Origin of the sequence: Plantactinospora veratri (assembly GCF_036421995.1) — a bacterium.
Lineage (GTDB): Bacteria > Actinomycetota > Actinomycetes > Mycobacteriales > Micromonosporaceae > Plantactinospora > Plantactinospora veratri.
On sequence record NZ_JAZGQL010000017.1, the window covers coordinates 162,516 to 184,385 of the forward strand.

19 protein-coding genes are annotated in these 21,870 nt (G+C 73.2%); 12 read left to right on the forward strand and 7 right to left on the reverse strand.

Annotated features, from left to right (window positions below):
• Window positions 1-3 precede the first annotated feature (3 nt).
• Window positions 4-810 carry an IclR family transcriptional regulator gene (locus V1634_RS22540; protein ID WP_331209863.1) on the forward strand — a complete coding sequence of 269 codons (807 nt, stop codon included), beginning with the start codon at window positions 4-6 and terminating at the stop codon, window positions 808-810.
• A gap of 256 nt (window positions 811-1,066) precedes the next feature.
• Window positions 1,067-2,215 (forward strand): GH12 family glycosyl hydrolase domain-containing protein, encoded by a 1,149-nt coding sequence (locus V1634_RS22545; protein WP_331209864.1) that lies wholly within the window; start codon window positions 1,067-1,069, stop codon window positions 2,213-2,215.
• A 154-nt stretch (window positions 2,216-2,369) separates the two neighbouring features.
• Here the strand turns inward: V1634_RS22545 and V1634_RS22550 are convergent, their stop codons facing one another.
• Together V1634_RS22550 and V1634_RS22555 are read right to left on the reverse strand one after the other, a co-directional pair.
• Window positions 2,370-3,371: a type VI immunity family protein gene (locus V1634_RS22550; protein WP_331209865.1), complete on the reverse strand. Its 1,002-nt coding sequence runs from the start codon at window positions 3,369-3,371 to the stop codon at window positions 2,370-2,372.
• Between the two features lie 155 nt (window positions 3,372-3,526).
• Window positions 3,527-4,315: an aldo/keto reductase gene (locus tag V1634_RS22555; RefSeq protein WP_331209866.1), complete on the reverse strand. Its 789-nt coding sequence runs from the start codon at window positions 4,313-4,315 to the stop codon at window positions 3,527-3,529.
• A 76-nt stretch (window positions 4,316-4,391) separates the two neighbouring features.
• On the opposite strand from V1634_RS22555, the gene V1634_RS22560 reads away from it, so the two are divergent.
• The 3 genes from V1634_RS22560 (at window position 4,392) to V1634_RS22570 (ending at window position 8,275) form a co-directional block, all read left to right on the forward strand.
• The gene (locus V1634_RS22560) at window positions 4,392-5,501 is read left to right on the forward strand and encodes a DNA polymerase ligase N-terminal domain-containing protein (RefSeq protein ID WP_331209867.1); all 1,110 of its coding nucleotides are present in this window, start codon (window positions 4,392-4,394) and stop codon (window positions 5,499-5,501) included.
• Window positions 5,502-5,573: 72 nt separating this feature from the next.
• Entirely contained in the window at window positions 5,574-6,767 is a 1,194-nt protein-coding gene (locus V1634_RS22565) for a threonine synthase (RefSeq protein ID WP_331210032.1), read from the forward strand.
• Between the two features lie 92 nt (window positions 6,768-6,859).
• Window positions 6,860-8,275: an MGH1-like glycoside hydrolase domain-containing protein gene (locus tag V1634_RS22570; RefSeq protein ID WP_331209868.1), complete on the forward strand. Its 1,416-nt coding sequence runs from the start codon at window positions 6,860-6,862 to the stop codon at window positions 8,273-8,275.
• Between the two features lie 16 nt (window positions 8,276-8,291).
• On the opposite strand, the gene V1634_RS22575 is transcribed toward V1634_RS22570, so the two are convergent.
• A complete protein-coding gene (locus tag V1634_RS22575; RefSeq protein WP_331209869.1) occupies window positions 8,292-8,684 on the reverse strand; it encodes a cupin domain-containing protein in 393 nt (130 codons plus the stop codon).
• Window positions 8,685-9,191: 507 nt separating this feature from the next.
• Window positions 9,192-9,629 (reverse strand): hypothetical protein, encoded by a 438-nt coding sequence (locus tag V1634_RS22580; protein ID WP_331209870.1) that lies wholly within the window; start codon window positions 9,627-9,629, stop codon window positions 9,192-9,194.
• A 258-nt stretch (window positions 9,630-9,887) separates the two neighbouring features.
• Here V1634_RS22580 and V1634_RS22585 point away from each other — a divergent pair, with 258 nt between their 5' ends.
• Together V1634_RS22585 and V1634_RS22590 are read left to right on the forward strand one after the other, a co-directional pair.
• Window positions 9,888-10,331, forward strand: a complete 444-nt coding sequence (locus V1634_RS22585; protein ID WP_331209871.1) for a fibronectin type III domain-containing protein — start codon at window positions 9,888-9,890, stop codon at window positions 10,329-10,331.
• A gap of 76 nt (window positions 10,332-10,407) precedes the next feature.
• Window positions 10,408-11,385, forward strand: a complete 978-nt coding sequence (locus tag V1634_RS22590; protein WP_331209872.1) for an NAD-dependent protein deacetylase — start codon at window positions 10,408-10,410, stop codon at window positions 11,383-11,385.
• 182 nt (window positions 11,386-11,567) lie between these two features.
• Here the strand turns inward: V1634_RS22590 and V1634_RS22595 are convergent, their stop codons facing one another.
• The 3 genes from V1634_RS22595 to V1634_RS22605 form a co-directional block, all read right to left on the reverse strand.
• Window positions 11,568-12,491, reverse strand: coding sequence for a DMT family transporter (locus V1634_RS22595; RefSeq protein WP_331209873.1), 924 nt, complete (start codon window positions 12,489-12,491; stop codon window positions 11,568-11,570).
• A 250-nt stretch (window positions 12,492-12,741) separates the two neighbouring features.
• Complete coding sequence (locus tag V1634_RS22600) at window positions 12,742-13,032, reverse strand: HesB/IscA family protein (protein ID WP_331209874.1); 291 nt, start codon at window positions 13,030-13,032, stop codon at window positions 12,742-12,744.
• 326 nt (window positions 13,033-13,358) lie between these two features.
• Window positions 13,359-14,444: an NAD(P)-binding domain-containing protein gene (locus tag V1634_RS22605; protein ID WP_331209875.1), complete on the reverse strand. Its 1,086-nt coding sequence runs from the start codon at window positions 14,442-14,444 to the stop codon at window positions 13,359-13,361.
• A gap of 109 nt (window positions 14,445-14,553) precedes the next feature.
• Between V1634_RS22605 and V1634_RS22610 the strand changes: the two genes are divergently transcribed.
• The 5 genes from V1634_RS22610 (at window position 14,554) to V1634_RS22630 (ending at window position 21,835) form a co-directional block, all read left to right on the forward strand.
• Window positions 14,554-15,831 (forward strand): phospholipase D-like domain-containing protein, encoded by a 1,278-nt coding sequence (locus V1634_RS22610; protein WP_331209876.1) that lies wholly within the window; start codon window positions 14,554-14,556, stop codon window positions 15,829-15,831.
• A 136-nt stretch (window positions 15,832-15,967) separates the two neighbouring features.
• Window positions 15,968-17,548, forward strand: a complete 1,581-nt coding sequence (gene aceB, locus V1634_RS22615) for a malate synthase A (protein ID WP_331209877.1) — start codon at window positions 15,968-15,970, stop codon at window positions 17,546-17,548.
• A 49-nt stretch (window positions 17,549-17,597) separates the two neighbouring features.
• The gene (locus V1634_RS22620) at window positions 17,598-19,064 is read left to right on the forward strand and encodes an FAD-linked oxidase C-terminal domain-containing protein (RefSeq protein ID WP_331209878.1); all 1,467 of its coding nucleotides are present in this window, start codon (window positions 17,598-17,600) and stop codon (window positions 19,062-19,064) included.
• 3 nt (window positions 19,065-19,067) lie between these two features.
• A complete protein-coding gene (locus tag V1634_RS22625; RefSeq protein ID WP_331209879.1) occupies window positions 19,068-20,402 on the forward strand; it encodes an FAD-binding oxidoreductase in 1,335 nt (444 codons plus the stop codon).
• Complete coding sequence (locus V1634_RS22630; protein WP_331209880.1) at window positions 20,402-21,835, forward strand: (Fe-S)-binding protein; 1,434 nt, start codon at window positions 20,402-20,404, stop codon at window positions 21,833-21,835. The genes V1634_RS22625 and V1634_RS22630 overlap by 1 nt, the downstream gene beginning before the upstream one ends.
• The last annotated feature ends 35 nt before the right edge of the window (window positions 21,836-21,870 follow it).

A 21,870-nucleotide genomic window follows, 5' to 3' on the forward strand; every position in this document is an offset into this window, starting at 1 on the left:
GCCATGACGACGGGTACGACCAGCGGCGCCGGGCTGGCGGCGGTCGAGGCGTTCCAGCCGGTGAAGTCGGCCGGCCGCACCCTCGACGTGCTGGAGGCGCTGGCCGAGGCGCCGCAGCGCCGCTCGCTGGTCGAGCTGGCCCGGGCACTGGGCATCCCGAAGAGCAGCCTGCACGGCCTGCTGCGCACGATGATCCAGCGCGGCTGGGTGGAGGCGGACGCCACCGGCACCCGGTTCGGGCTCGGCGTGCGCGCCCTCCAGGTCGGTGCCGCCTACCTGGAGGCGGACGACGCCACCGGCCTGCTCGCCGGGGTCCTCGACGACCTCGCCGGCCAGTTCGGCGAGACCGTGCACCTGGGCCGGCTGGACGGCCCGCACGTCGTCTACCTGGCCAAGCGCGAGTCCGTGCACCGCCTGCGGCTCTACAGCGCGATCGGCCGGCACCTGCCGGCGCACGCGACCGCGCTCGGCAAGGTGCTGCTCGCGCAGCGCACCGACGAGGCGGTGGACCGGCTGCTGAGCTGGCCGCTGCCGGCGCTGACCCGGCACACCATCACCGACCCGGGGCTGCTGCACGCGGAGCTGGCCTCGGTGCGGGACCGGGGCTACGCGGTGGACCGCGAGGAGAACACCGAGGGCATCGTCTGCTTCGCGATGGCGGTGCCGCTGCACTCCCCGGCGGTGGACGCGATCAGCCTCTCCGTGCCGGCGACCAGGCTGGACGCGCAGAGCGAGGAGCGGATCGTCGCCGCGCTGCACGGCGCGGTGATGCAGGTGCGGGCGGCCCGCAGCCTGCTGGCCGGCGCCTGACCGCGCCGACAGGCCGCGGCCCCACCGCCAGCCCCCTTTCCCGGTACGCCGTTCAGCCCGGCGGCGCAACTGTCATAACCGGCTCATCGGCATGAACAACCCCGGCCGACGCTTCCCCCAGTTGCTTTCCGATTTCAAGCATGTAAATGTGTCCCTAGCTGCCATGGGAGCGCTCCCCCCGCACCACCCCCTGCCGCACGCCCGGTACCACGCGGCACACCACCACTCCACGGACACCCCACCCCCAAGGAGCATCATGAGACGTTCCGTCCCCGTCTTCGCGGCGGTCGCCGGCCTGCTGGCCAGCGCCGCCATCGCCGTACTCAGCTCCGCCGGCCCCGCACAGGCCGACGTCCAGATCTGCGAGCAGTACGGCTCGACCACCATCCAGGGCAGGTACGTGGTCCAGAACAACCGCTGGGGCACCACCGCCCAGCAGTGCATCAACGTCACCGACACCGGGTTCTCGATCACCCGGCAGGACGGCCAGGGCAGCACCAGCGGCGCGCCGGTGTCGTACCCGTCGGTCTTCCTCGGCTGCCACTACACCAACTGCTCGCCCGGGACCAACCTGCCGATGCAGGTGAGCCAGATCAGCAGCGCGAGCAGCAGCATCAACTACAACTTCGTCAGCGGCGCCACCTACAACGCCTCCTACGACATCTGGCTGGACCCGAGCCCGAAGCGGGACGGCGTCAACCAGATGGAGATCATGATCTGGTTCAACCGGCAGGGCTCGATCCAGCCGATCGGCTCCTCGGTCGGCAACGCCACCGTCGGCGGGCGCACCTGGGAGGTGTGGCGCGGCAACAACGGCGGCAACAACGTCATCTCGTACGTCGCGCCGTCCCCGATCAGCAGCTGGAGCTTCAGCGTGCTGGACTTCATCAACGACACCCGCAACCGGGGTGCGATCACCAACTCGTGGTACCTGACCAGCATCCAGGCCGGCTTCGAGCCGTGGATCGGCGGCACCGGCCTCGCGGTGAACTCGTTCTCCGCATCGGTGAACGGCGGCGGCAACCCGCAGCCGTCCAACCCGCCGACCGGCCAGCCGAGCAACCCGCCGACCAACCCGCCGGGCGGCAGCTCCTGCCGGGTCGCCTACACGGCCAACACCTGGAGCAACGGGTACACCGCGTCGGTCACCATCACCAACACCGGCTCCAGCGCCATCAACAACTGGTCGCTGACCTACAACCTGCCCTCCGGGCAGCAGGTCGGCAACGCCTGGAACGCCACCGTCACGCAGAGCGGATCGGCGGTGACCGCTCGCAACATCAGTTGGAACGGCAGCATCGCACCGGGCGGTACGGCCTCCTTCGGCTACCAGGGCACGTTCAGCGGCACGTACTCGTCGCCGACCTCGTTCAACCTGAACGGCTCCCCCTGCACCCGGGCCTGACCCTTCCCTGACGCACTCCCATCCGGCTCCGGCCGGGCCGGTACAGCTCCGATCGGCGCTCCCGCCACCCCGTGCACCAGGGGTGGCGGGAGTGTCCGGTCCGGCGCCACCGGCCGACGCCGGTCGCCACCCGTCGACGGCGGGGTCGCCCGGCTCAGCGGGCGGCGACCCCCGGACCGAGGTCCAGACGCTGCCCGGGAAGCTGCCGCCGCACCGTGCGGGCGTCGGCGAAGACCACCCGGCTCAGGTCGTGCCCGCCGGGGTCGCCGGCCAGCACCCCCGGCACCGCCGAGAGCATCGCCGACCCTTCCGGCGGCACCGTCGGCAGCGCACCCGGCTGCCCCGGTGGCAACACCGGCGCCAGGGCGCGGAACGCCGCGCGTACCCGGTCGGCGCGGTAGTCGGCCGGATCGTCCGTCGCCCGGAGCAGCACGCCACCGTGCCGCAGCGGCCGTACCTCGGCGAAGGCACCGGTCGCGCGGAGCCGCTCCGCCCCGCCCAGCTCGGCGACCAACTCCCGGGGGCAGACCGTCACCCACTCGTAGCCGCGCAGGTGCGTACGGCTCTGCTCGGCCGAAGACTCGGCGGAGCGGCCGAGCGCCGCGTCCAGCATCGTCGCCGGGGAGAGCAGGCCGGCGTTGACCACGATCTCGCCGTACGCCGGATCCGTCGCGTCGCCGACCAGCCGGGCCAGCTCGACCAGGGCCGGCAGCACCAGCGGCAGTCCGCCGGACCGCCCCTCGAAGCCGATCGAGATCTGGAGCCGGACGTGCCGCCCACCGGCGAACCGGGCCAGGAAGACGTCCAGCTCGGAGGCGATCGCGGTCGGCGCGACGTCGAACCACCGGGCCGAGAGCTGGGCGCAGTCGGCGGTGATCCCGTCCACCCAGCGCGCCGGCCGGCGCCGCCGCCCGCGCCCGGTGGCGTCCTGCTCGAACGCGGTCAGCGAGGTGGCCGGGGCGGCGGCACCGGCCGGCTGGACGAACGGCAGCAGCAACCGGCACACCTCGTCGTGCCACCAGCGGGCGAGCGTGCCCAACCAGCTCGGATCCTCGGCCCGGTCGAGATAGAGCAGCCAGGTGACGAAGTCCGGCTCCGGCCCGTTCTCCTCCGGCTCGGGGTGACCGAGGCCGCCGCCGAGCAGTTGGTCGTACATCCCGCACCTTCCCCTCGCGCCGCCACGGCCAGGTCGACGGCCCCGTGGGCCGGACGGCGCGGTACGCGCGGTCCCCCGGCTGGCGGTTGCCGGCCAGGGTAGCCGCTCGGCGACGCGACGGCGCGACCGCCAACGGTGCGATGGGGCGGGACCGCTCAGCGGCCCATCGCGTCCAACTGGCGCAGCTCGCTCTCGTCCAGGGCGAAACCGAAGATGTCGAAGTTCTCCCGGATCCGGGACGGCGTACCGGACTTCGGGATCACCACGACGCCATGGTCGAGGTGCCAGCGCAGCACCACCTGCCCAGGGGTGACACCGTGCGTCCGGGCGATCTCGCCGAGTACCGGGTCGTCCAGGTCGGTCGTCTTCAACGGGCTGTACCCCTCCAGCACCACGCCGCGCTCCCGGTGTTCGTCGAGCCGGCGCGGGTCGTGCAGCGCCGGACCCCAGCGGATCTGGTTCACCGCCGGAGCCTCCTCGGTCGCCTCGATCAGCATGTCGAGCTGGCCGGTGCTGTAGTTGCTCACCCCGACCGTACGGACCAACCCCTCGTCCCGGACGGCCAGCAGCTCCCGCCAGCTCGCGATGCTGGCCCGGTCCTGCGAGGGCGGCCAGTGGATCAGCCACAGGTCGACGTACCCGATGTCCAGGGCGGCGAGGCTGGCGGCGATCGTCTCCCGCTCCCGACCCGCCTGCTCCGGCGGGAGCTTGGTGGTGACGAAGATGTCCTCCCGGGGTACTCCACTGTCCCGGATCGCCCGGCCCACCTCGTCCTCGTTGCCGTACATGGTGGCGGTGTCGAGGTGCCGGTAGCCGACGTCCAACGCCTCCCGGACGGCGTCGTAGGCGCGGCGACCGTGTAGCTGCCAGGTGCCGAAGCCGAGCATCGGCATCCGGACCTCGCCGGGCAACAGGACGGTGGGCTGGTCGATCGCAGACGTCATGGCGGTTTTTCTACCCGGGTACGCCCTGGCCATGCATCCCGGGCGTCCGGTGCCGGATCGGCGGAGAATGGCCGGCATGGGTGACCGGCTGGACGAGTACCGGCGCAGGCGCGACCGGGCGCGCACCCCGGAACCGGTGCCGGAGCCGGAGCCGGACGCGGCGCCGACCGCCGGGCGGCCCGGGAACCGGTTCGTCATCCAGCAGCACCACGCCCGGGCCCTGCACTGGGACCTGCGGCTGGAGCGGGACGGTGTACTCGCCTCCTGGGCGGTGCCGCGCGGGCTGCCGCGCGAGCCCGGACGCAGCCACCTCGCGGTGCACACCGAGGACCACCCGCTGGAGTACCTCGACTTCTCCGGGGAGATCCCGGCCGGCGAGTACGGCGGCGGCCGGATGACCGTCTTCGACCGGGGCGACTACACCTGCGAGAAGTGGCGCGACGACGAGGTGCTGGTGACGCTGCGCGGTGGGCGGGTCTCCGGGCGCTACGTGCTGTTCCGGGCGGCCCGGGGCGGCGAGTCGGCCCCGACCGGCGGTCAGCGCGGCGCCGGGCGCAACGAGCGGGACTGGATGGTCCGCCGGCTCGATCCGGCGCCGCCGGGCTGGCAGCCGATGCCGGAACGGGTCCGCCCGATGCTCGCCGCGACCGCGCCGAAGCTGCCCGCCGACGACGCGGCCTGGGGTTACGAGATGCGCTGGGACGGCCTGCGGGCCATCGGGTACGTCTCCGGCGGCCGGCTCCGGCTCCGCTCCGCCACCGACGACGACCTCGGCCCGGCGTACCCGCGGTTGCGGGAGCTGGCCGAGCGGCTGGCTCCCACCGAGGCGGTACTCGACGGCGAACTGGTCGACTTCGACCGGGCCGGCCGGGTACGCCGGGCGGCGCCCCGCTCGGGCGGCCAGCGCAGCCCGGCCCGGGACGGCAGCCAGTACCTGATCTTCGATCTGCTCTGGCTGGAGGGGACGAGCTGCCTCGACCTGCCGTACGCCCAACGCCGGGAACTCCTCGACGGCCTGGCCCTGGCCGGGCCGCACTGGCAGACGCCGCCGTACTTCCCCGGCGGTGGCCGGTACGCCCTCGACGCGAGCCGCGAGCAGGGCCTGGCCGGTGTGCTGGCCAAACGGCTGGACTCCGGCTACCTGCCGGGGCGGCGCGGCCGGCAGTGGTTCGCCGTCGACAACTGAACACGCGGCCGTTACCTCCCGGGCCGGCGGCCCGGGAGGGATCATGGAAGGACCGAGATGTCGGAGGCCGCCGTGTACCTGACGCACCTGCACTGCCCGCGCTGCGACGCCGAGCACGCCGCGGACCGCCCGCAGAACCTCTGCTCGTGCGGCTCACCGCTGCTGGCCCGCTACGACCTCGCCGAGGTGCGCAGGGCGGTGGAACCGGCCGCGCTGGCGAGGCGTCCGGCCGATCTGTGGCGCTACCGGGAACTGCTGCCGGTCGCCGAGGACCGGCACGTCACCACCTTCGGCGAGGGGTGGACGCCGCTGCTGCCGGCGGCCCGGTACGGCGAGTCGATCGGCGTACCGGAGTTGCTGGTCAAGGACGAGGGGCTGGTGCCGACCGGCTCGTTCAAGGCCCGTGGTGCGGCGGTCGGGGTGTCCCGGGCGCGTGAGCTGGGCATCCGGCACGTGGCGATGCCGACCAACGGAAACGCGGGTGCGGCCTGGGCCACCTACGCCGCCCGGGCCGGGCTGCGGGCCACCATCGCCATGCCGCTCGGCGCCCCCACCATCACCCGCCGGGAGTGCGTGGCCGCCGGCGCGGAGCTGCACCTGGTCGACGGCCTGATCAGCGACGCCGGCCGGTACGTCGCAGCACTGATCGCCAGCTCGCCGGACGGCGAGATCTTCGACGCGGGCACCCTCAAGGAGCCGTACCGGCTGGAGGGCAAGAAGACCATGGGGTACGAGATCGTCGAGCAGCTCGGCTGGCAGGTGCCGGACGTCATCGTCTATCCGACCGGCGGCGGGGTGGGGCTGATCGGCATCCACAAGGCACTGCACGAGATGCGGGAACTCGGCTGGATCGGCGAGACGCTGCCCCGGCTGGTCGCCGTACAGTCCACCGGCTGCGCCCCGATCGTGCGCGCCTTCGGCGCCGGTGCGGACCGGGCCGAGCCGTGGGCCGACGCCTGGACCGTCGCCTTCGGCATCAACGTGCCGGCGCCGCTCGGCGACGAACTCATCCTCGACGCGCTCCGGGACACCGCCGGTACGGCGGTCGCCGTCGACGACGAGGCGATCCTCGCCGACCTGCACGCCTTCGGCGCCCGGGAGGGTCTGCTGCTCTGCCCCGAGGGAGCCGCCTGCCTCACCGCCGTACGGCAACTGCGGGCCGGCGGCTGGCTCCGCGCCGACGAGCGGGTGGTGGTGCTGAACACCGGTGCCGGACTGAAGTATCCGGAGACCGTCGACGTGGACAGCCTGCCGGTGGCGGGCTGAGGTCGACGGCGCGTCGGACGCCTGGATCGGCGGCGGCGAGGTGGACCGGAATTTGACAACGACGGCGTACCGGCACCGGGCGTTGAGTGGTTATGTCCCACGGCGCGAAGCGTGTCCGCCCCACCGGACCGGGCGAACCAGTTGACGTACCGGCGCATCTCGGCGAGGCCGACGCGGAGACCTGGCGGGACGCGGCCGCGATCCTGACCGCCAACTGGACCGGCACCCACACGGTGCCGTCCCGGACCCTCTATCCGCACCAGTGGAGCTGGGACGCCGGCTTCATCAGCATCGGGCTGGCCCACGTGGCGCCGGACCGGGCCTGGCGGGACCTGCGCAGCCTCTTCGCCGCGCAGTGGCCGGACGGGCGGGTGCCGCACATCGTCTTCGACCCGGGGGTCACCGAGCGCGACTACTTCCCGGGTCCGAGCTTCTGGAGCGGCGGTCCGCCCGACGGCGGCACCCCGGGAAACGACGCCGGGCCGGCCGGCGGGGGCGCCGGGCCGGCCAGGCCGACCAGCGGGATAGTCCAGCCGCCGGTACACGCGCTCAGCGCCTGGCAGGTCTACCGGCGCGCGCCGGACGCGCGGGGCATCGCGGAACTGCGCTGGCTCTATCCACGACTCGTCGCCCAGCAGGACTACCTGGCCACCGCCCGGGACGTCGGCGGTGCCGGGCTCGCCGCCATCGTGCATCCGTGGGAGTCCGGTCTCGACAACAGTCCGGCCTGGGACGAGGCGCTCGCCGCCGTACCGGTGGCGGTGGAGGTGCTGCGCCGGTATGCCCGGCGGGACAACCAGGTGGTCTCCTCCGACCACCGCCCCACCGACGACGACTACGCGCGCTACCTGAGCGTCGCGCTGGCGTACCGGGACGCGGGCTACCAGGACGCGGCGCTGGCGGTACGGCATCCCTTCCTGGTCGAGTGCCCCGGCTTCAACGCGCTGCGCGGCGCGGCCGAGCTGGCGCTGGCCCGGATCGCCGAGGTGGTCGGCGCCGACCCGGCAGCACACCGGGACCGGGGCGCCGCGATCACCCGGCACCTGGTGGACCGGCTCTTCGTCCCGGAGACGGGCATGTTCCACGCGCTGGACGTGCGGACCGGACGGCACAGTCCGGCCCGGTGTGTCAACGGGCTCCTGCCGCTGGTCCTGCCGGAGTTGCCCGCCGGCCAGGTGGCGAGCCTGGTGGCCGAGTTGGAGTCGGCCCGGTTCGGGGCCGACCCCCTGCCGGTACCCAGCTACGACCGCTCCGCCGTCGACTTCGACCCGTTCCGGTACTGGCGCGGCCCGGTCTGGTTCAACATCAACTGGCTGCTCCGGGCCGGGCTGCGTACGCACCGCCGGGACGATCTCGCCGACATCCTGCGCCGGGGCCTGCTCGGCCTGGCCCGCCGCTCCGGCTACTACGAGTACTTCCACCCGGACAGCGGTGCCGGGATCGGCTCTCCGGCGTTCAGCTGGACGGCCGCGCTCACCCTGGACCTCCTCGCGGAACCGTTCGGGTGAGGCGGCCGTACCCCGGTCAGCTCGTCGGCGGCTCGTCCTTGCCGGCCTCCTCCATCGCGTCGGCCTCCTCCTTGGTGTGGTGCACCGCCTGGTCGGCGTGCTCCGGGGGGCCGTAGATGGTGTACAGCACCAGCGGGTTCGGCCCGGTGTTGACGAAGTTGTGCTTACGTCCGGCCGGTACGACCACCAGGTCGCCCTGGGTCACCTTGCGGGTCTGGCCGCTGACCCGGGCCTCCCCGGTACCGCTGACGAACGTGAGGATCTGGTCGATGTCCTCGTGCACCTCTTCGCCGATCTCGCCGCCCGGCGGGATCGTCATGATGACCAACTGGCTGTGCTTGCCGGTCCACAACACCCGGCGGAAGTCCGGGCTCTCCTCGGCGACGGTAGCGATAGTGAAGTGCTCCATGCCCCTTCCTTACCCAGGATGTGGGGCGTTGATTCCGGGCTTTCTGGGACTGATGTGACCGCTGGGGCCGTCGCCCACCCGCCCGGGTGACTTCTACCAGTACCGCCGGGCCGCCGGGTTTGCTTCCGGGGAGGGTGGGAAACCCCACATGTAGCCGGAACGCCCGCGACGGGGCGGACCGGTCGAGCCAGGTCCTCGCCGGCGTACCGCCGTTGGGCTGCGCGGGCGGGAGACGGCCAGAGCGCGGCGACGCCACGTCCCACCGGCGGCGCCGCGCGCTCATGGTCGGCGCCGGTTCGCCCCGCGCTCCGTCCGCCGGACCGGACACCTGAGATGTCGAAGACGGCGCGGGGCCTCGACGGGTCCGCTCCGGCGGCATCGCGTGCCGTGCTGGTGGCCGGTCCCCGCAGCGCCGGGCCGCGCCGCGGGGACCGGGGGGCCAGGCGCTTCCGCCTGGCCCGGGACGCCCGGCCGGTGGCGCGCCGGCCGGGCGTCGGTGTGTGCGGTTCAGGAGGAGACGTGCAGGTGGAAGGCGCGGTCGGCGGGTACGCCCGAGCTGTTCCAGGTCTGCACGAAGACCCCGGCCGGCACGCCGGCCCGACCGACCACGGCGATCTCGCCGGGCGGTGAGGCACCGACGCTGCCGGTCAGGCCGATGGTGGCGGTGAAGGCCGAGCGGGCCACGTTCTGGATGAAGACCACCTGGTACTGGCCGACGGCGAGCCGGGTGGACGAGACGGCGCCGAATCCCCGGGCGAGGGTGCCGTTCGCGTTCACCACGGCGAAGTGGCCCTGGGCGGTGGCCGGGAGGCCGGCGGCGGTGGCGGGTACGGCCTCGACGCCGACCCCGTCCTCCTCGGTGCCCTCGGCGGGTGGTTGTTCGCCGATGGCGATGTCGGGCTGTTCGTCGGTTGCGGCGTGCTTGGCCTCGCTGCTTTCGGACATGGTGGTACTCCTTGCTGGTCGGACCGTTCCCGGCCCGTCGACGAGGGATCGCGGGCGTGGCCACGGCGAGCGGTGACCTCGGCCCAGGGGCGGTACCTGCCCGCACCCGACATTACTCTCCGTCAACATCTGACCACAGTTAGTACGTCTGTCCGATCGAGGACAGCGACCCTGGACAAGCGGCGAGCCGGCATAGTTTGATGGATGTCGATCCCACCCGGGCGCCGGAGCAGTCGTACCCGCAGAGAGGCTCTCGTCATGTTCGGACGCAAGCTGCCCGCCCTGCTGCACGCCGGCCTGCTCGCCCTGGCCCTGCTGGCCCTGCCCGCCGCCCCCGCCCAGGCCGACCCGCTGATCCCGCTGCCGCCGCCCGGCCAACCGGTGGCCACCGACATCACCCCGACCGGTGCGACGCTGACCTGGACCCGGCCCGCCGGCCCGGTCTTCCGGTATTCCATGCAGCGGCTGGTGGACGGCGAGTGGCAGGGCTTCTCCTCGATGCCGTTCAACACCGTCACCTTCGTCGCGCTGACCCCGGACACCGAGTACACCGTGGCGGTCCGCGCCGCCGCGCTGGTCGGTTCGGGTTACACGATGAGCCCGCTCTCGGAACCGCTCACCTTCCACACTCCGCCGGTGGAGCCCCCGCCCGGCGGGCACTGCACCGGCGATCCCGGCACCGGCGGCGGCGCCCTGCGGTGACCCCGGGGCACCGCCACCCGGCGGCACCTCCGGACACCCGTTAGCGGCAACCGCGCAGGCGAGGCAGCATGGAGGGGTGCAGAACCGGAGCGCCGAACGCTACGCCCCGCTGGCGGGACTCCTGGCAGGTGGCGACGTCGTGGTACTCAGCGGCGCCGGCCTGTCGACCGATTCCGGCATTCCCGACTACCGGGGGCCGAGCGGGGCGCTGCGCCGGCACACCCCGATGACGTACCAGACGTTCGTCGGCGACCCGCTGGCCCGCCGCCGCTACTGGGCGCGCAGCCACCTCGGCTGGCGGACGATCGCCCGGGCCGCCCCGAACGCCGGGCACCGGGCGGTCGCCGAACTCGACCGGCGCGGGCTGCTGGCCGGCATCCTCACCCAGAACGTGGACGGCCTGCACCAGGCGGGTGGAGCCCGGTCCGTGATCGAACTGCACGGCAGCCTGGCCCGGGTGACCTGCCTGGGCTGCGGCGAGAACACCGACCGCGAGACGCTGGACCAGCGGCTGCGGGCCGCCAATCCCCGGTTCGCCGCCCGCGCCGACACCGTCAATCCGGACGGCGACGTCGAGCTGCCGGACGAACTGGTCCAGGGCTTCCGGACAGTCGACTGCCAGGCGTGCCCGGGCGGCATGCTCAAGCCGGACGTGGTCTTCTTCGGCGAGTCCGTGCCGCCGGACCGGGTCCGGACCTGCTTCGAGCTGGTCGAACGGGCCCGGCTGCTGCTGGTGCTCGGCTCGTCCCTGACGGTGATGTCCGGGCGCCGGTTCGTGATCCGGGCGGCGAAGCGCGACATCCCGGTGGTGATCGTCAACCAGGGACCGACCCGGGGCGACGACTACGCGGAGCTGACCATCGACGCGCCGCTCGGTGAGGTGCTGCCGGAGTTGGTCCGGCTCGCCGGCCCGGCTCGCGCCACCGCCCCGGCGGGCGCGGCCCGGCTCCGCACCGGTCAGGCACGTCCCGCCACGCCGGCGATCCCGGCCGGCGCGGAGCCGGGTCGGGCCGGGCTGGCCCCGCTCAGCGGCGCCGGCACCGTCAGCCGGTAACCCCGCATCCGGTACGGTCCGATGCGCGGATCGTCCGGCCGATGGCAGCCGTCGATCCACCGTCGCCGAGCACCGCGCAGCAGCCGTCGACCTCCGGCGCGGTGAGCATCGCGGCGTAGTAGCTGTCCCGGCGGCCCCGCAGCACCGCGTCCGACGCGGCCAGCTCCGTCTGGTTCGCGACCCTACGCCGCCGCGACCGGCGACCGGGCGGCCAGCACCACGGCCGTGCCGAGCAGCGCCGCGCCGAGCAGCCCGGCCGGGCCGAGCCGGTCCCCGAGGAGCAGCGCGGCGAGCACTGCGCCGACCAGCGGTTCCAGCAGTGCCAACAGTGCCGCGGTGCCGGGCCGGACGGTACGCAGCCCCCGGAAGTAGAGCAGGTACGCGACCGCGGTCGGCCCGGTGCCCAGCGCGATCAGCAGCCCCAGGGCGGCGGGACCGGGCTGGAAGCCGAGCCCCACCGTACCGGCGGCCAGGGGTGCCACCAGCAGCCCGCCGAGGGTGAAGCCGTACCCGGTGCCGGCGAGTTCGTCGAGCCCCGGCACCGGCCGGGCGCCGACCAGGGTGATCGCGGCGAATCCGGCCGCGGAGACCAGTGCGAGCAGCGCGCTGGAGACCACCGCGAGTACCCCGAAGCCACCGGCCGGAAGCCCGACCAGCAGCACCAGCCCGGCCACCGCGAGCCCGCAGGTGGTGGCGGTATCCCGGTCCACCGGCCGCCGACCGGTGACCGCCTCGGCCGCGAGCACCAGCAGCGGTGCGGCGCCGATGGTGACCAGGGTGGCGAGGCTGACCGAGGTCAGCGACACCGCGCCGAAGTAACAGACCTGGTAGAGCGCGGCCAGTACCCCGAGGACAGCGATCCGGGTCCAGGCCGCCCGGCCGCGCGGCGGGCGACGTCCGGTGAGGGCGAGGAAGGAGACGATCAGGGTCCCGCCGACGGCGAGCCGGTATCCGGCGACCGCGACCGGGGAGAGCCCGGTGTGCTGACCGAGCAGGCTGCCGGTGAGGCCACCGGTGCCCCACAACGTGCCGGAGATGACCAGAAACCACAGGCCGGTACGGGACCGGCGGCGCACGGCGACAAGCGGTGCGGAAGAGGTGTGCATGAGGGTTCGCGCTCCTGCGACGAGAGGGAAAGTGGTCGCGGAAGCGGGGCGAGCCCAGGATCACCCGAGAACGGACAGCGCATCGGCCGGGTCGGCACGACGCGCTGGGGTTGTCGCCCCGCTCAGGAGCGCGGGGGCGGGGTGATGGGGAAGCAACGATGCACGGGTGGACTGTACCGGACCGGGACCGGGCCACCCGCCGTCGATCCCAGCCGGCGGGAGGCCCGACCCGTGGGTCGCGGGGGCGACGTCAGATCGTCGGACCCTGCTCCGCGAAGCCGAACTGCACCGCGCCCTGCGCGTCGACGGCGGCGTCCAGGGCCTTGTCGTCGAGGATCTGCGCGGCCTGCGGGTCGAGGAAGACCCGGGCCCCGTCGCTGTCCACCACCTGGTCGCCCTGGGCGGGGCTCTCCGCCAGGGTGAGGTTGAGCGACCCGGCGGAGAGGTCGCTGGCGATACGCAGGCCGGCGCCCTCCGGCACCTCCTGCTGCGCGGTCAGGTCGCGGATCACGAGTACGGCGTTCTCGGTCATGGTGAGCATGCGGACTCCTCGTGGATTTTCGTGGGCTCGGCCCGTGCACCCGTCCGGCGGGCGTCCCCCGGGCACCCGCGTGCGGCCAACTGGGCCTTGCAACGCGGCGGCCATCGGTCATGTAGCCAGCCCGTTCGTCTGGTCCACACCCTGCGGCGGACCGGGCTGACGCCTGGGTACGGCCGGTGCACGTCGCGCCGAGCCCCCAGCTCGTGGCGACAGGCCGTACTTGCCCTACGTTGCCGCTTCCAACCTGATTCGTCAAATACGGTGAGCCGCCCGGCGGGGCGTGCTAGGGCGTGTCCAATACCGGTCAGGCGGGACGTTTCAGCAGGTCAGCGCGGTGTTACGGCGGGAGTCGACGCGCGGTCGAGCAGTTGCCGGATCTCCCGTACGGCGCTCCGGCCGGCCCGGTTCGCCCCGATGGTGCTCGCCGACGGTCCGTACCCGATCAGGTGCACCCGGTCGTCGGCGACCACCCGCGTCCCGTCCATCACGATCCCCCCGCCCGGCCCGCGCAGTTTCAGCGGGGCGAGATGGTCGAGTACGGCCCGAAAGCCGGTGCACCACAGGATGACGTCGGCGGCGAAGGTGCTGCCGTCGGGCCAGACCACGCCGTCCGGGGTGATCCGGGCGAACATCGGCAGCCGGTGCAGCAGACCCTGCGCCCGCATCCGGCGCAGTTGCTCCGTCCACACCAGACCGGTCGCGGCGACGACGCTGGTCGGCGGTCGGCCGGCGCGTACCGTGGCGTCCACCCGGGCCACCGCGGCCCGGCCCCACTCCGGGGTGTACTCGCCGTCGAGGATCACCGGCGGGCGCCGGGTGACCCAGCGGGTCTCGGCGGCGACCGTGGCGACCTCGTCCAGCAACTGGAGGGCGGAGGTGCCGCCGCCGACCACCACCACCCGGCGGCCGGCGAAGTCGGCCGGTCCCCGGTAGTCGGCGGTGTGCAACTGCCGGCCGGCGAAGGACTCCTGACCGGGGTAGTACGGCCAGAACGGGCGCCGCCAGGTGCCGGTCGCGTTGACCAGGGCCCGGGTGCGCCACTGCCCGGCGTCGGTACGCACGTCGAGCCGGCCGTCGTCCCGGTCGTGCACCCCGGTCACGTTCACCGGGCGGTGCACCGGGAGACCGAACTCCCGCTCGTACGCGGCGAAGTAGCCGGCGACCACCTGGGCGGCCGGCCGGTCCGGGTCGACGTCGCCGAGCGGTCGGCCGGGCAGGTCGTGCACGCCGTGTACGGCGGACATCCGCAGCGTGGGCCAGCGGTCCCGCCAGGCGCCGCCCGGTCCGGCGCCGCCGTCGAGCAGCACGTAGCCGGTTTCCGGTGCGAATCCGCTCCGGCCGAGGAAGTAGCCGGCGGAGAGTCCCGCCTGCCCGGCTCCGATCACCACCACGTCCACGTCGCGCCCGCTCATCTCCGACACAACGGTGCCGGGCAACCGATCCGTACCGGGAACGGAGGTTCCGTCGGTCACATTCCGGTGCAATCATCTAGCCATGCGGATACGTAAATTTTCGCCAAGGTTGGCAACGCGATCGGCACTCGTCTTCATGCTCGCCGCCGGCACGCTGCCGGTGCTGGGCGCCGGGCCGGCCAGCGCCGCCGAACCGGATCCGACGATGAACGACGCCGTCTTCAACCGGCCGACCGGTTCGGCCGCCCAGCAGAACGCGATCTTCATGCAGCTCGCCCGGATCATCGACCGGGTACCGGCCGGCGGCGAGATCCAGATGTCCTGGTTCGGCTTCGGCGTCACCGACGTCACCGACTCGGAGACCACTCCCGACCTGCCCGGACGCCTGCTGAACGCGCACCGGCGGGGGGTGCAGGTCAAGATCATCCTCGACCACGAGCAGGTCAGCGAGCGGCCGTACCAGCGGCTGCTCCCGGTGCTCGGCAGCAACGACACCGCCGGGTCGTACATCGTGCACTGCGCCGACAAGTTCCCGAGCGCCGACCGGGGCTGCATCGGCACCCGACGGATCGACTACACCGACTCGTCGGTCACGGCCTACAACCACAACAAGTTCCTGACCGCGTCCAGCATCGTGCTCAACAACGGCTCCACGGTGTCCAACGTGGTCTTCCAGGGCTCGGCGAACCTCGGCTGGTGGGACGCGAACGAGGCGTACAACAACGGCCTGACCTTCAGCGACGCCACCACCTACCAGGCGTACCGGCAGTACTTCGCAGACCTGCGCTCGTACCGCTACAACTCGGCCGGGAACAACAACTACTACTGGGGTACCCCGACCGGCACGACGTACCGGGCGTACTTCTTCCCCCGGCGGGAGCGCTCCGGACAGCCGGTCAGCGACCCGGCCACCGACACCATCGTCAGCGTCCTCGACTCGGTCGCCTCCTGCTCGTACGACGACAACGGCACCCGCCGGCAGACCGACGTACGGGTCAACATGTTCTCGTTCAACCGACCCGAGGTGGCCAAGAAGCTCACCGCGCTGCGCAACGCCGGCTGCTGGGTCGACGTCGTCTACAGCGAGGCGAACACCGGGGTCCTGAACGCGCTCGGCAGCAACGTCCAGCTCACCCGGTGCAACTACAACGTGGGGCCGGGCCGGGACATCCGCACGCACAACAAATACATGATCATCGACGGTGCGTACGACGACGACATCGTGCCCCGGGTCTTCACCGGCAGCCACAACTACAACGTCTCCGCGCTGCGCCAGGCCGACGAGGCGATGCTGCGGGTGATGGGCCGGGGCATCCACGACGACTACCTCGCCGACTTCTGGCACGTCCGCGACACCTGCCGCGCCAACGGCGGCGCAATCCGCTGAGCCGGTAAGGAGGGGGCCCTTCTTATACAAAAAACGATAGGAAGGGGCCCTTCCTTACCCGCCGGGCGCGGGACGGGCCGGAACGCCCGGAGCGCCGTAGGCTGATCACGGGGGATCACCTAGGAGGAGGACAGCGATGAAGCTGCCGCAGGGCGTCCAGGTCACCGGACCGATGAACGACCGCTACCAGGAGATACTCACTGGCGAGGCGCTCGACTTCGTGGCCCGGCTGCACCGGTCGTTCGACGGCCGCCGTCGGGAGCTGCTCGCCCGGCGCGACGAGCGGGCGGCGGCGCTGGCGGCGGGCGGCACCCTCGACTTCCTGCCGGAGACGGCGGAGATCCGCGCCGGCGACTGGCGGGTCGCCGAACCGGCACCCGGGCTGGTCGACCGGCGGGTCGAGATCACCGGGCCGACCGACGCCAAGATGACCATCAACGCCCTCAACTCCGGGGCCAAGGTCTGGCTCGCCGACCACGAGGACGCCAACACCCCGCTCTGGCAGAACGTGATCGAGGGGCAGCTCAACCTCCGGGACGCGATCGCCGGCAAGCTGGAGCTGCGCACCCCGGAGGGAAAGCACTACCGGCTGCGCGACGGCGGGCTGGCCACCATCGTGGTCCGGCCGCGCGGCTGGCACCTGCCGGAGAAGCACATCCTGGTCGACGGCGAACGCACCTCCGGCAGCCTGGTCGACTTCGGCCTCTACTTCTTCCACTGCGCCCGGCCGCAGCTCGACGCCGGCAGCGGCCCCTATTTCTACCTGCCCAAACTGGAGAGCCACCTGGAGGCGCGGCTCTGGAACGACGTCTTCGCCGCCGCACAGGAGTGGCTCGGCATCCCGCACGGCACGATCCGGGCCACCGTGCTGATCGAGACCTTCCCGGCCGCCTTCGAGATGGACGAGATCCTCTACGAGCTGCGCGAGCACTCCGCCGGGCTGAACGCCGGCCGCTGGGACTACATGTTCAGCGTGATCAAGAAGTTCCGTACCCGGGGCGCCGACTTCCTGCTGCCGGACCGGAACGCGGTGACGATGACCGCGCCGTTCATGCGGGCGTACACCGAACTGCTGGTCCGGACCTGCCACCGGCGTGGCGCGCACGCCATCGGCGGGATGGCCGCCTTCATCCCGAGCCGGCGGGATCCGCAGGTCAACGAGACCGCGTTGGCCAAGGTACGCGACGACAAGACCCGGGAGGCGAACGACGGCTTCGACGGCTCCTGGGTCGCCCACCCCGACCTGGTGCCGGTCTGCCGCGAGGTCTTCGACGGCGTGCTCGGCGACCGGCCGCACCAGCTCGACCGCACCCGCGAGGAGGTACGGGTCAGCGCCGCCGAACTGCTCGACGTGGCGGCCACCCCCGGCGCACCGACCGAGGCGGGGCTGCGCAACGACATCAGCGTCGGCATCCAGTACCTGGCGAGCTGGCTGGCCGGCTCGGGAGCGGTCGCCATCTTCAACCTGATGGAGGACGCGGCGACCGCCGAGATCTCCCGCTCCCAGGTCTGGCAGTGGCTGCACAACGACGTCACGCTGGAGGGCGGCGCCCGGGTGACCCGGGAACTGGTCGAGCGGATCGCCGACGAGGAGATCGACAAACTCGGCGACGACCCCGGCCGGTACGCCGAGGCACGTGCCCTGTTCATGGAGGTCGCCGTGGCGGACGAGTTCGTCGACTTCCTCACCCTGCCCGCGTACGAGCGGATGCCGTGACCGGAAGCGAACGGATGCCCTGACCAGGGCGGAGACCGGAGGTCGACGGATGGCCCGAGCCGAGATCGAGAGGTTGGCCGTCGAACTGCGTGCCGTCCTCGGTGAGCAGCAGGTGATCGACGACCGGGCCCGGCTGCGGACCTACGAGTGCGACGGGCTCGCCCAGTACCGCGTCGTGCCGGCGCTGGTGGTGCTGCCCCGGACCGCCCAGGAATGCGCCCAGGTGGTCCGGGGCTGCGTGGCCGCGCGGGTGCCGTTCGTGGCCCGCGGCTCCGGCACCGGCCTCTCCGGCGGCGCCCTGCCGCACGCCGACGGGGTGCTGATAGTCACCTCCCAGCTGCGGGCCATCCGGGAGATGTCGCCGGCCGACGAACGGGCGGTGGTCGAGCCGGGCGTGATCAACCTGGCGGTCACCCGGGCCGCCACCCCGTACGGCTACTACTACGCCCCCGACCCGTCCAGCCAGCAGATCTGCTCGATCGGCGGGAACGTGGCGGAGAACTCCGGTGGGGCACACTGCCTGAAGTACGGCTTCACCACGAACCACGTACTCGGCCTGGAGGTGGTCACCCCGGACGGCGACCTCGTCCGGCTCGGCGGGGCGGCACCGGACAGCCCCGGCTACGACCTCGTCGGCGCCTTCGTCGGCTCGGAGGGCACCCTCGGGATCGCCACCGAGGTCACCGTACGGCTGGTCCGGCTGCCGGAGTCGGTGCGTACCCTGCTCGCCGCCTTCGCCACGACGGACGCCGCCGGGGCGGCGACCTCGGCGATCATCGCCGCCGGGGTGGTGCCGGCGGCGGTGGAGATGATGGACGCGCTCGCCATCGAGGCGGCCGAGGCGGCCGTGCACTGCGGCTATCCGGCCGGCGCGGGTGCGGTGCTGATCGTCGAACTGGACGGCCCGGCCGCCGAGGTCGAGGCGCAGTTCGCCGAGGTGACCCGGCTCTGCCGGGCCAACGCCGCGTTCGAGATCCGGATCGCCGCCGACGACGCCGAGCGGGCACTCTTCTGGAAGGGTCGCAAGTCGGCGTTCGCGGCCGTCGGCCGGATCAGCCCGGACTACATCGTGCAGGACGGGGTGATCCCGCGTACCGCCCTGCCGGAGGTGCTGCGCCGGATCGGCGAACTCGCCGCCGAGCGCGGCATCCGGGTGGCGAACGTCTTCCACGCCGGGGACGGCAACCTGCATCCGCTGGTCCTCTTCGACGACGCGGTCGACGGGCAGGCCGAGCGGGCCGAGGAACTCTCCGGCGCCATCCTCGACCTCTGCGTCGCGTACGGCGGGTCGATCACCGGGGAGCACGGCGTCGGGATGGACAAGGCGAAGTACCTGCCCCGGATGTACACCGACGACGACCTGGACACCATGCAGTTGCTGCGCTGCGCCTTCGACCCGCGCTCGCTGGCCAACCCCGGCAAGATCTTCCCCACTCCCCGGCTCTGCGGCGAGGTGCCCGGCCGGCGCAGGGGGGCGCACCCGCTCCAGGAGGCCGGTCTCGCGGAGGTGTTCTGAGCCATGCCCCAGCTCGACACGACGGCCAGCGAGATCGACACGCTCAGGGCCGCGATCGCCGAGGCCGTCGACGAGGAGGCGGGTCTCCCCGGCAGCGGCGCCGACGGTACGGGCGTCGAGGTGGTCCGGCCGGCCGGGCCGGCGGACGCGGTCGGCGGGGTACCCGCGCGGATCGTCGCGGCGCCCGGCTCGACCGCGCAGGCGGCGGCGCTGCTGCGGGCCGCCGCCGGCCTCGGGCTCAGCGTGGTCTTCCGGGGCGGCGGCAGCAGGTCGGACTGGGGCAACCCGCCGCGCAGCCTCGACCTGGTGGTGCAGACCCGCCGGCTCACCGGTGTGGTCGAACACGCCGCGGGCGACCTGATCGTGGTGGTCCGGGCCGGCACCCCGCTGGCCGAACTCCGCGACGCGCTCGCCCCGGCCGGGCAACAGCTCGGGCTCGACGACCAGACCGGCGGCGCCAGCGTCGGCGGTCTGGTCGCGGTGAACGGCAGCGGGCCACGCCGGATGCTCTACGGCACCGTCCGGGACCTGCTGATCGGGGTCACCCTGGTCCGCGCCGACGGGGTGGTGGCGCACGCCGGGGGCAGGGTGGTGAAGAACGTCGCCGGCTACGACCTGGGCAAGCTCGTCACCGGGGCGTACGGCACCCTCGGTCTGGTCACCGAGTGCGTGTTCCGGCTGCACCCGGTGCCGGCCGCCCGGGCATACCTCCGCTGCCGCACGCCCGGTGCCGGGGCGCCCGCCGTCGAGCAGATCCGGCGGCTGCTCGGCACCGTGCTCGGGGCCCAACTGGTGCCGACCGCCCTGGAGGTCGAGGCGCCGCCCGGCGGCGGCTACGAGACGGTACTGCTGCTGGAGGGCACCCCTGCCGGGGTGGCCGGCCGGGCCGAGGCCGCCGTCCGGCTGCTCGGCGTCGAAGCGGTACCCGGCGCGGAGCCGCCGCCCTGGTGGTCGCGGTATCCGTGGCGCCCCGGCGGCACCGGGCTCAAGCTCACGGCGGTGCTCTCCGGGGTAGCCGACCTGCTGGCCACGGCTCGGGCGACGGCTGACCGGCACGACGTGCCAATCGGGGTACGCGGCTCGGCCGGCACCGGCGTGCTCTACGCCGGACTTCCGGCGGCTGCTCCACCGGAGCGGGTGGCCCGGGTCGTCGAGGAGCTGCGCGGCGCGGCCACCGAGGCCGGCGGACATGCCGTGGTGCTGACCGCACCGGACCCGGTCCGGGCCCGGGTCGACCTGTGGGGCCCGGTCGAGGGGCTGGAGCTGATGCGCCGGGTCAAGCAGCGGTTCGATCCCGACGCGCGGCTCGCGCCCGGACGCTTCGTGGGAGGAATCTGATGCCGTCACCCGACCCGCTCCCGCCCGGCCCGCCGTCACCCGGGGGTACCCGCCCGGCCAGTGCTCCCCGGGACGTCCTCGGGCTGCTCGGGCCGACCTCCGGCGAGCCGGCCTTCGACGCGCACCGGCCACCGCCGGCCGACCTCGTCGCCGACTGTGTGCACTGTGGATTCTGCCTGCCCACCTGCCCGACGTACGTGTTGTGGGGCGAGGAGATGGACTCGCCCCGGGGACGGATCCACCTGATGCGGCAGGGGCTGGAGGGCGAACCGCTGGGCGAGGCGATGGTGGGGCACTTCGACGCCTGCCTCGGCTGCATGGCCTGCGTCACCGCCTGCCCCTCGGGGGTCCGCTACGACACCCTGATCGAGCGCACCCGGCAGCAGGTGGAGCGCCGGCACCGCCGGCCGGTCCGGGAGCGCGCGCTCCGGGCGGCCGTCTTCGCGCTCTTCCCGTACCCGAAGCGGTTGCGGCTGCTGCGCGGGCCGCTACGGGCGTACCAGGCCAGCGGGTTGCGCGCCCTGGTCGCCGGGAGCGGGCTGCTGCCCCGGCTGGCGCCGACGCTGGCCGCTCTGGAGTCGTTGGCGCCCCGGCTGACCCGGGCCCCGAAGGCTCCCGACCGGGTGCCCGCGTACGGGGAGCGCCGGGCGGTGGTCGGGATGCTGACCGGCTGCGTGCAGAGCGCCTTCTTTCCCGGCGTGAACGCGGCGACCGCCCGGGTGCTGGCCGCCGAGGGCTGCGAGGTGGTGCTCAACCCCGCCCGGCAGGGCTGCTGCGGCGCACTGAGTGTGCACAATGGACGCGAGGAGGAGGCGCGCCGGTTCGCCCGGGACCTGATCGACGCCTTCGCCGACACCGGCATCGACTACTTCGTGGTCAACGCCGCCGGCTGCGGCTCGTCGCTGAAGGAATACGGCGACCTGCTCGCCGACGACCCGGTGTACGCGCGGCGGGCCGCCGAGTTCGCCGCCCGGGTACGCGACCTCGCGGAACTCCTCGTCGAACTCGGCCCGGTCGCCCGCCGGCACCCGCTGCCGGTCAGCGTCGCCTATCACGACGCCTGCCACCTCGGGCACGCCCAGGGGATCCGCAGTCAGCCCCGGGAGCTGCTCCGGGCGATCCCCGGGCTGGAGTTGCGGGAGATCGCCGACCCGGAGCTGTGCTGCGGCTCGGCCGGGGTGTGGAACATCCTCAACCCGGAACCGGCGGCCCGGCTCGGCGAGCGCAAGGCCCGGGACGTGCTCGCCACCGGGGCGCGGCTGCTGGTGACCGCCAACCCAGGCTGCCTGATGCAGATCACCGCCGCGATCCCCCGGCTGGCTGACGCGAGTTCGCCCCGGCCCGGCGGAGCCGGCGGGATCGCGCTGGCGCACACCGCGCAGGTGCTGGACGCTTCCATCCGGCGGCTGCCGGTCGAGCACCTGCTTGGCTGACCTCGGCCGCACCGGCCGGCAGAACCGATGCGGTT

Bases quoted from the DNA above. Each gene is read 5' to 3' on its own strand.
- V1634_RS22540 (WP_331209863.1), top strand. From the start codon at position 4: ATGACGACGGGTACGACCAGCGGCGCCGGGCTGGCGGCGGTCGAGGCG.
- V1634_RS22545 (WP_331209864.1), top strand. From the start codon at position 1,067: ATGAGACGTTCCGTCCCCGTCTTCGCGGCGGTCGCCGGCCTGCTGGCC.
- V1634_RS22550 (WP_331209865.1), bottom strand. From the start codon at position 3,371: ATGTACGACCAACTGCTCGGCGGCGGCCTCGGTCACCCCGAGCCGGAG.
- V1634_RS22555 (WP_331209866.1), bottom strand. From the start codon at position 4,315: ATGACGTCTGCGATCGACCAGCCCACCGTCCTGTTGCCCGGCGAGGTC.
- V1634_RS22560 (WP_331209867.1), top strand. From the start codon at position 4,392: ATGGGTGACCGGCTGGACGAGTACCGGCGCAGGCGCGACCGGGCGCGC.
- V1634_RS22570 (WP_331209868.1), top strand. From the start codon at position 6,860: ATGTCCCACGGCGCGAAGCGTGTCCGCCCCACCGGACCGGGCGAACCA.
- V1634_RS22575 (WP_331209869.1), bottom strand. From the start codon at position 8,684: ATGGAGCACTTCACTATCGCTACCGTCGCCGAGGAGAGCCCGGACTTC.
- V1634_RS22580 (WP_331209870.1), bottom strand. From the start codon at position 9,629: ATGTCCGAAAGCAGCGAGGCCAAGCACGCCGCAACCGACGAACAGCCC.
- V1634_RS22585 (WP_331209871.1), top strand. From the start codon at position 9,888: ATGTTCGGACGCAAGCTGCCCGCCCTGCTGCACGCCGGCCTGCTCGCC.
- V1634_RS22595 (WP_331209873.1), bottom strand. From the start codon at position 12,491: ATGCACACCTCTTCCGCACCGCTTGTCGCCGTGCGCCGCCGGTCCCGT.
- V1634_RS22600 (WP_331209874.1), bottom strand. From the start codon at position 13,032: ATGCTCACCATGACCGAGAACGCCGTACTCGTGATCCGCGACCTGACC.
- V1634_RS22605 (WP_331209875.1), bottom strand. From the start codon at position 14,444: ATGAGCGGGCGCGACGTGGACGTGGTGGTGATCGGAGCCGGGCAGGCG.
- aceB (WP_331209877.1), top strand. From the start codon at position 15,968: ATGAAGCTGCCGCAGGGCGTCCAGGTCACCGGACCGATGAACGACCGC.
- V1634_RS22620 (WP_331209878.1), top strand. From the start codon at position 17,598: ATGGCCCGAGCCGAGATCGAGAGGTTGGCCGTCGAACTGCGTGCCGTC.
- V1634_RS22625 (WP_331209879.1), top strand. From the start codon at position 19,068: ATGCCCCAGCTCGACACGACGGCCAGCGAGATCGACACGCTCAGGGCC.
- V1634_RS22630 (WP_331209880.1), top strand. From the start codon at position 20,402: ATGCCGTCACCCGACCCGCTCCCGCCCGGCCCGCCGTCACCCGGGGGT.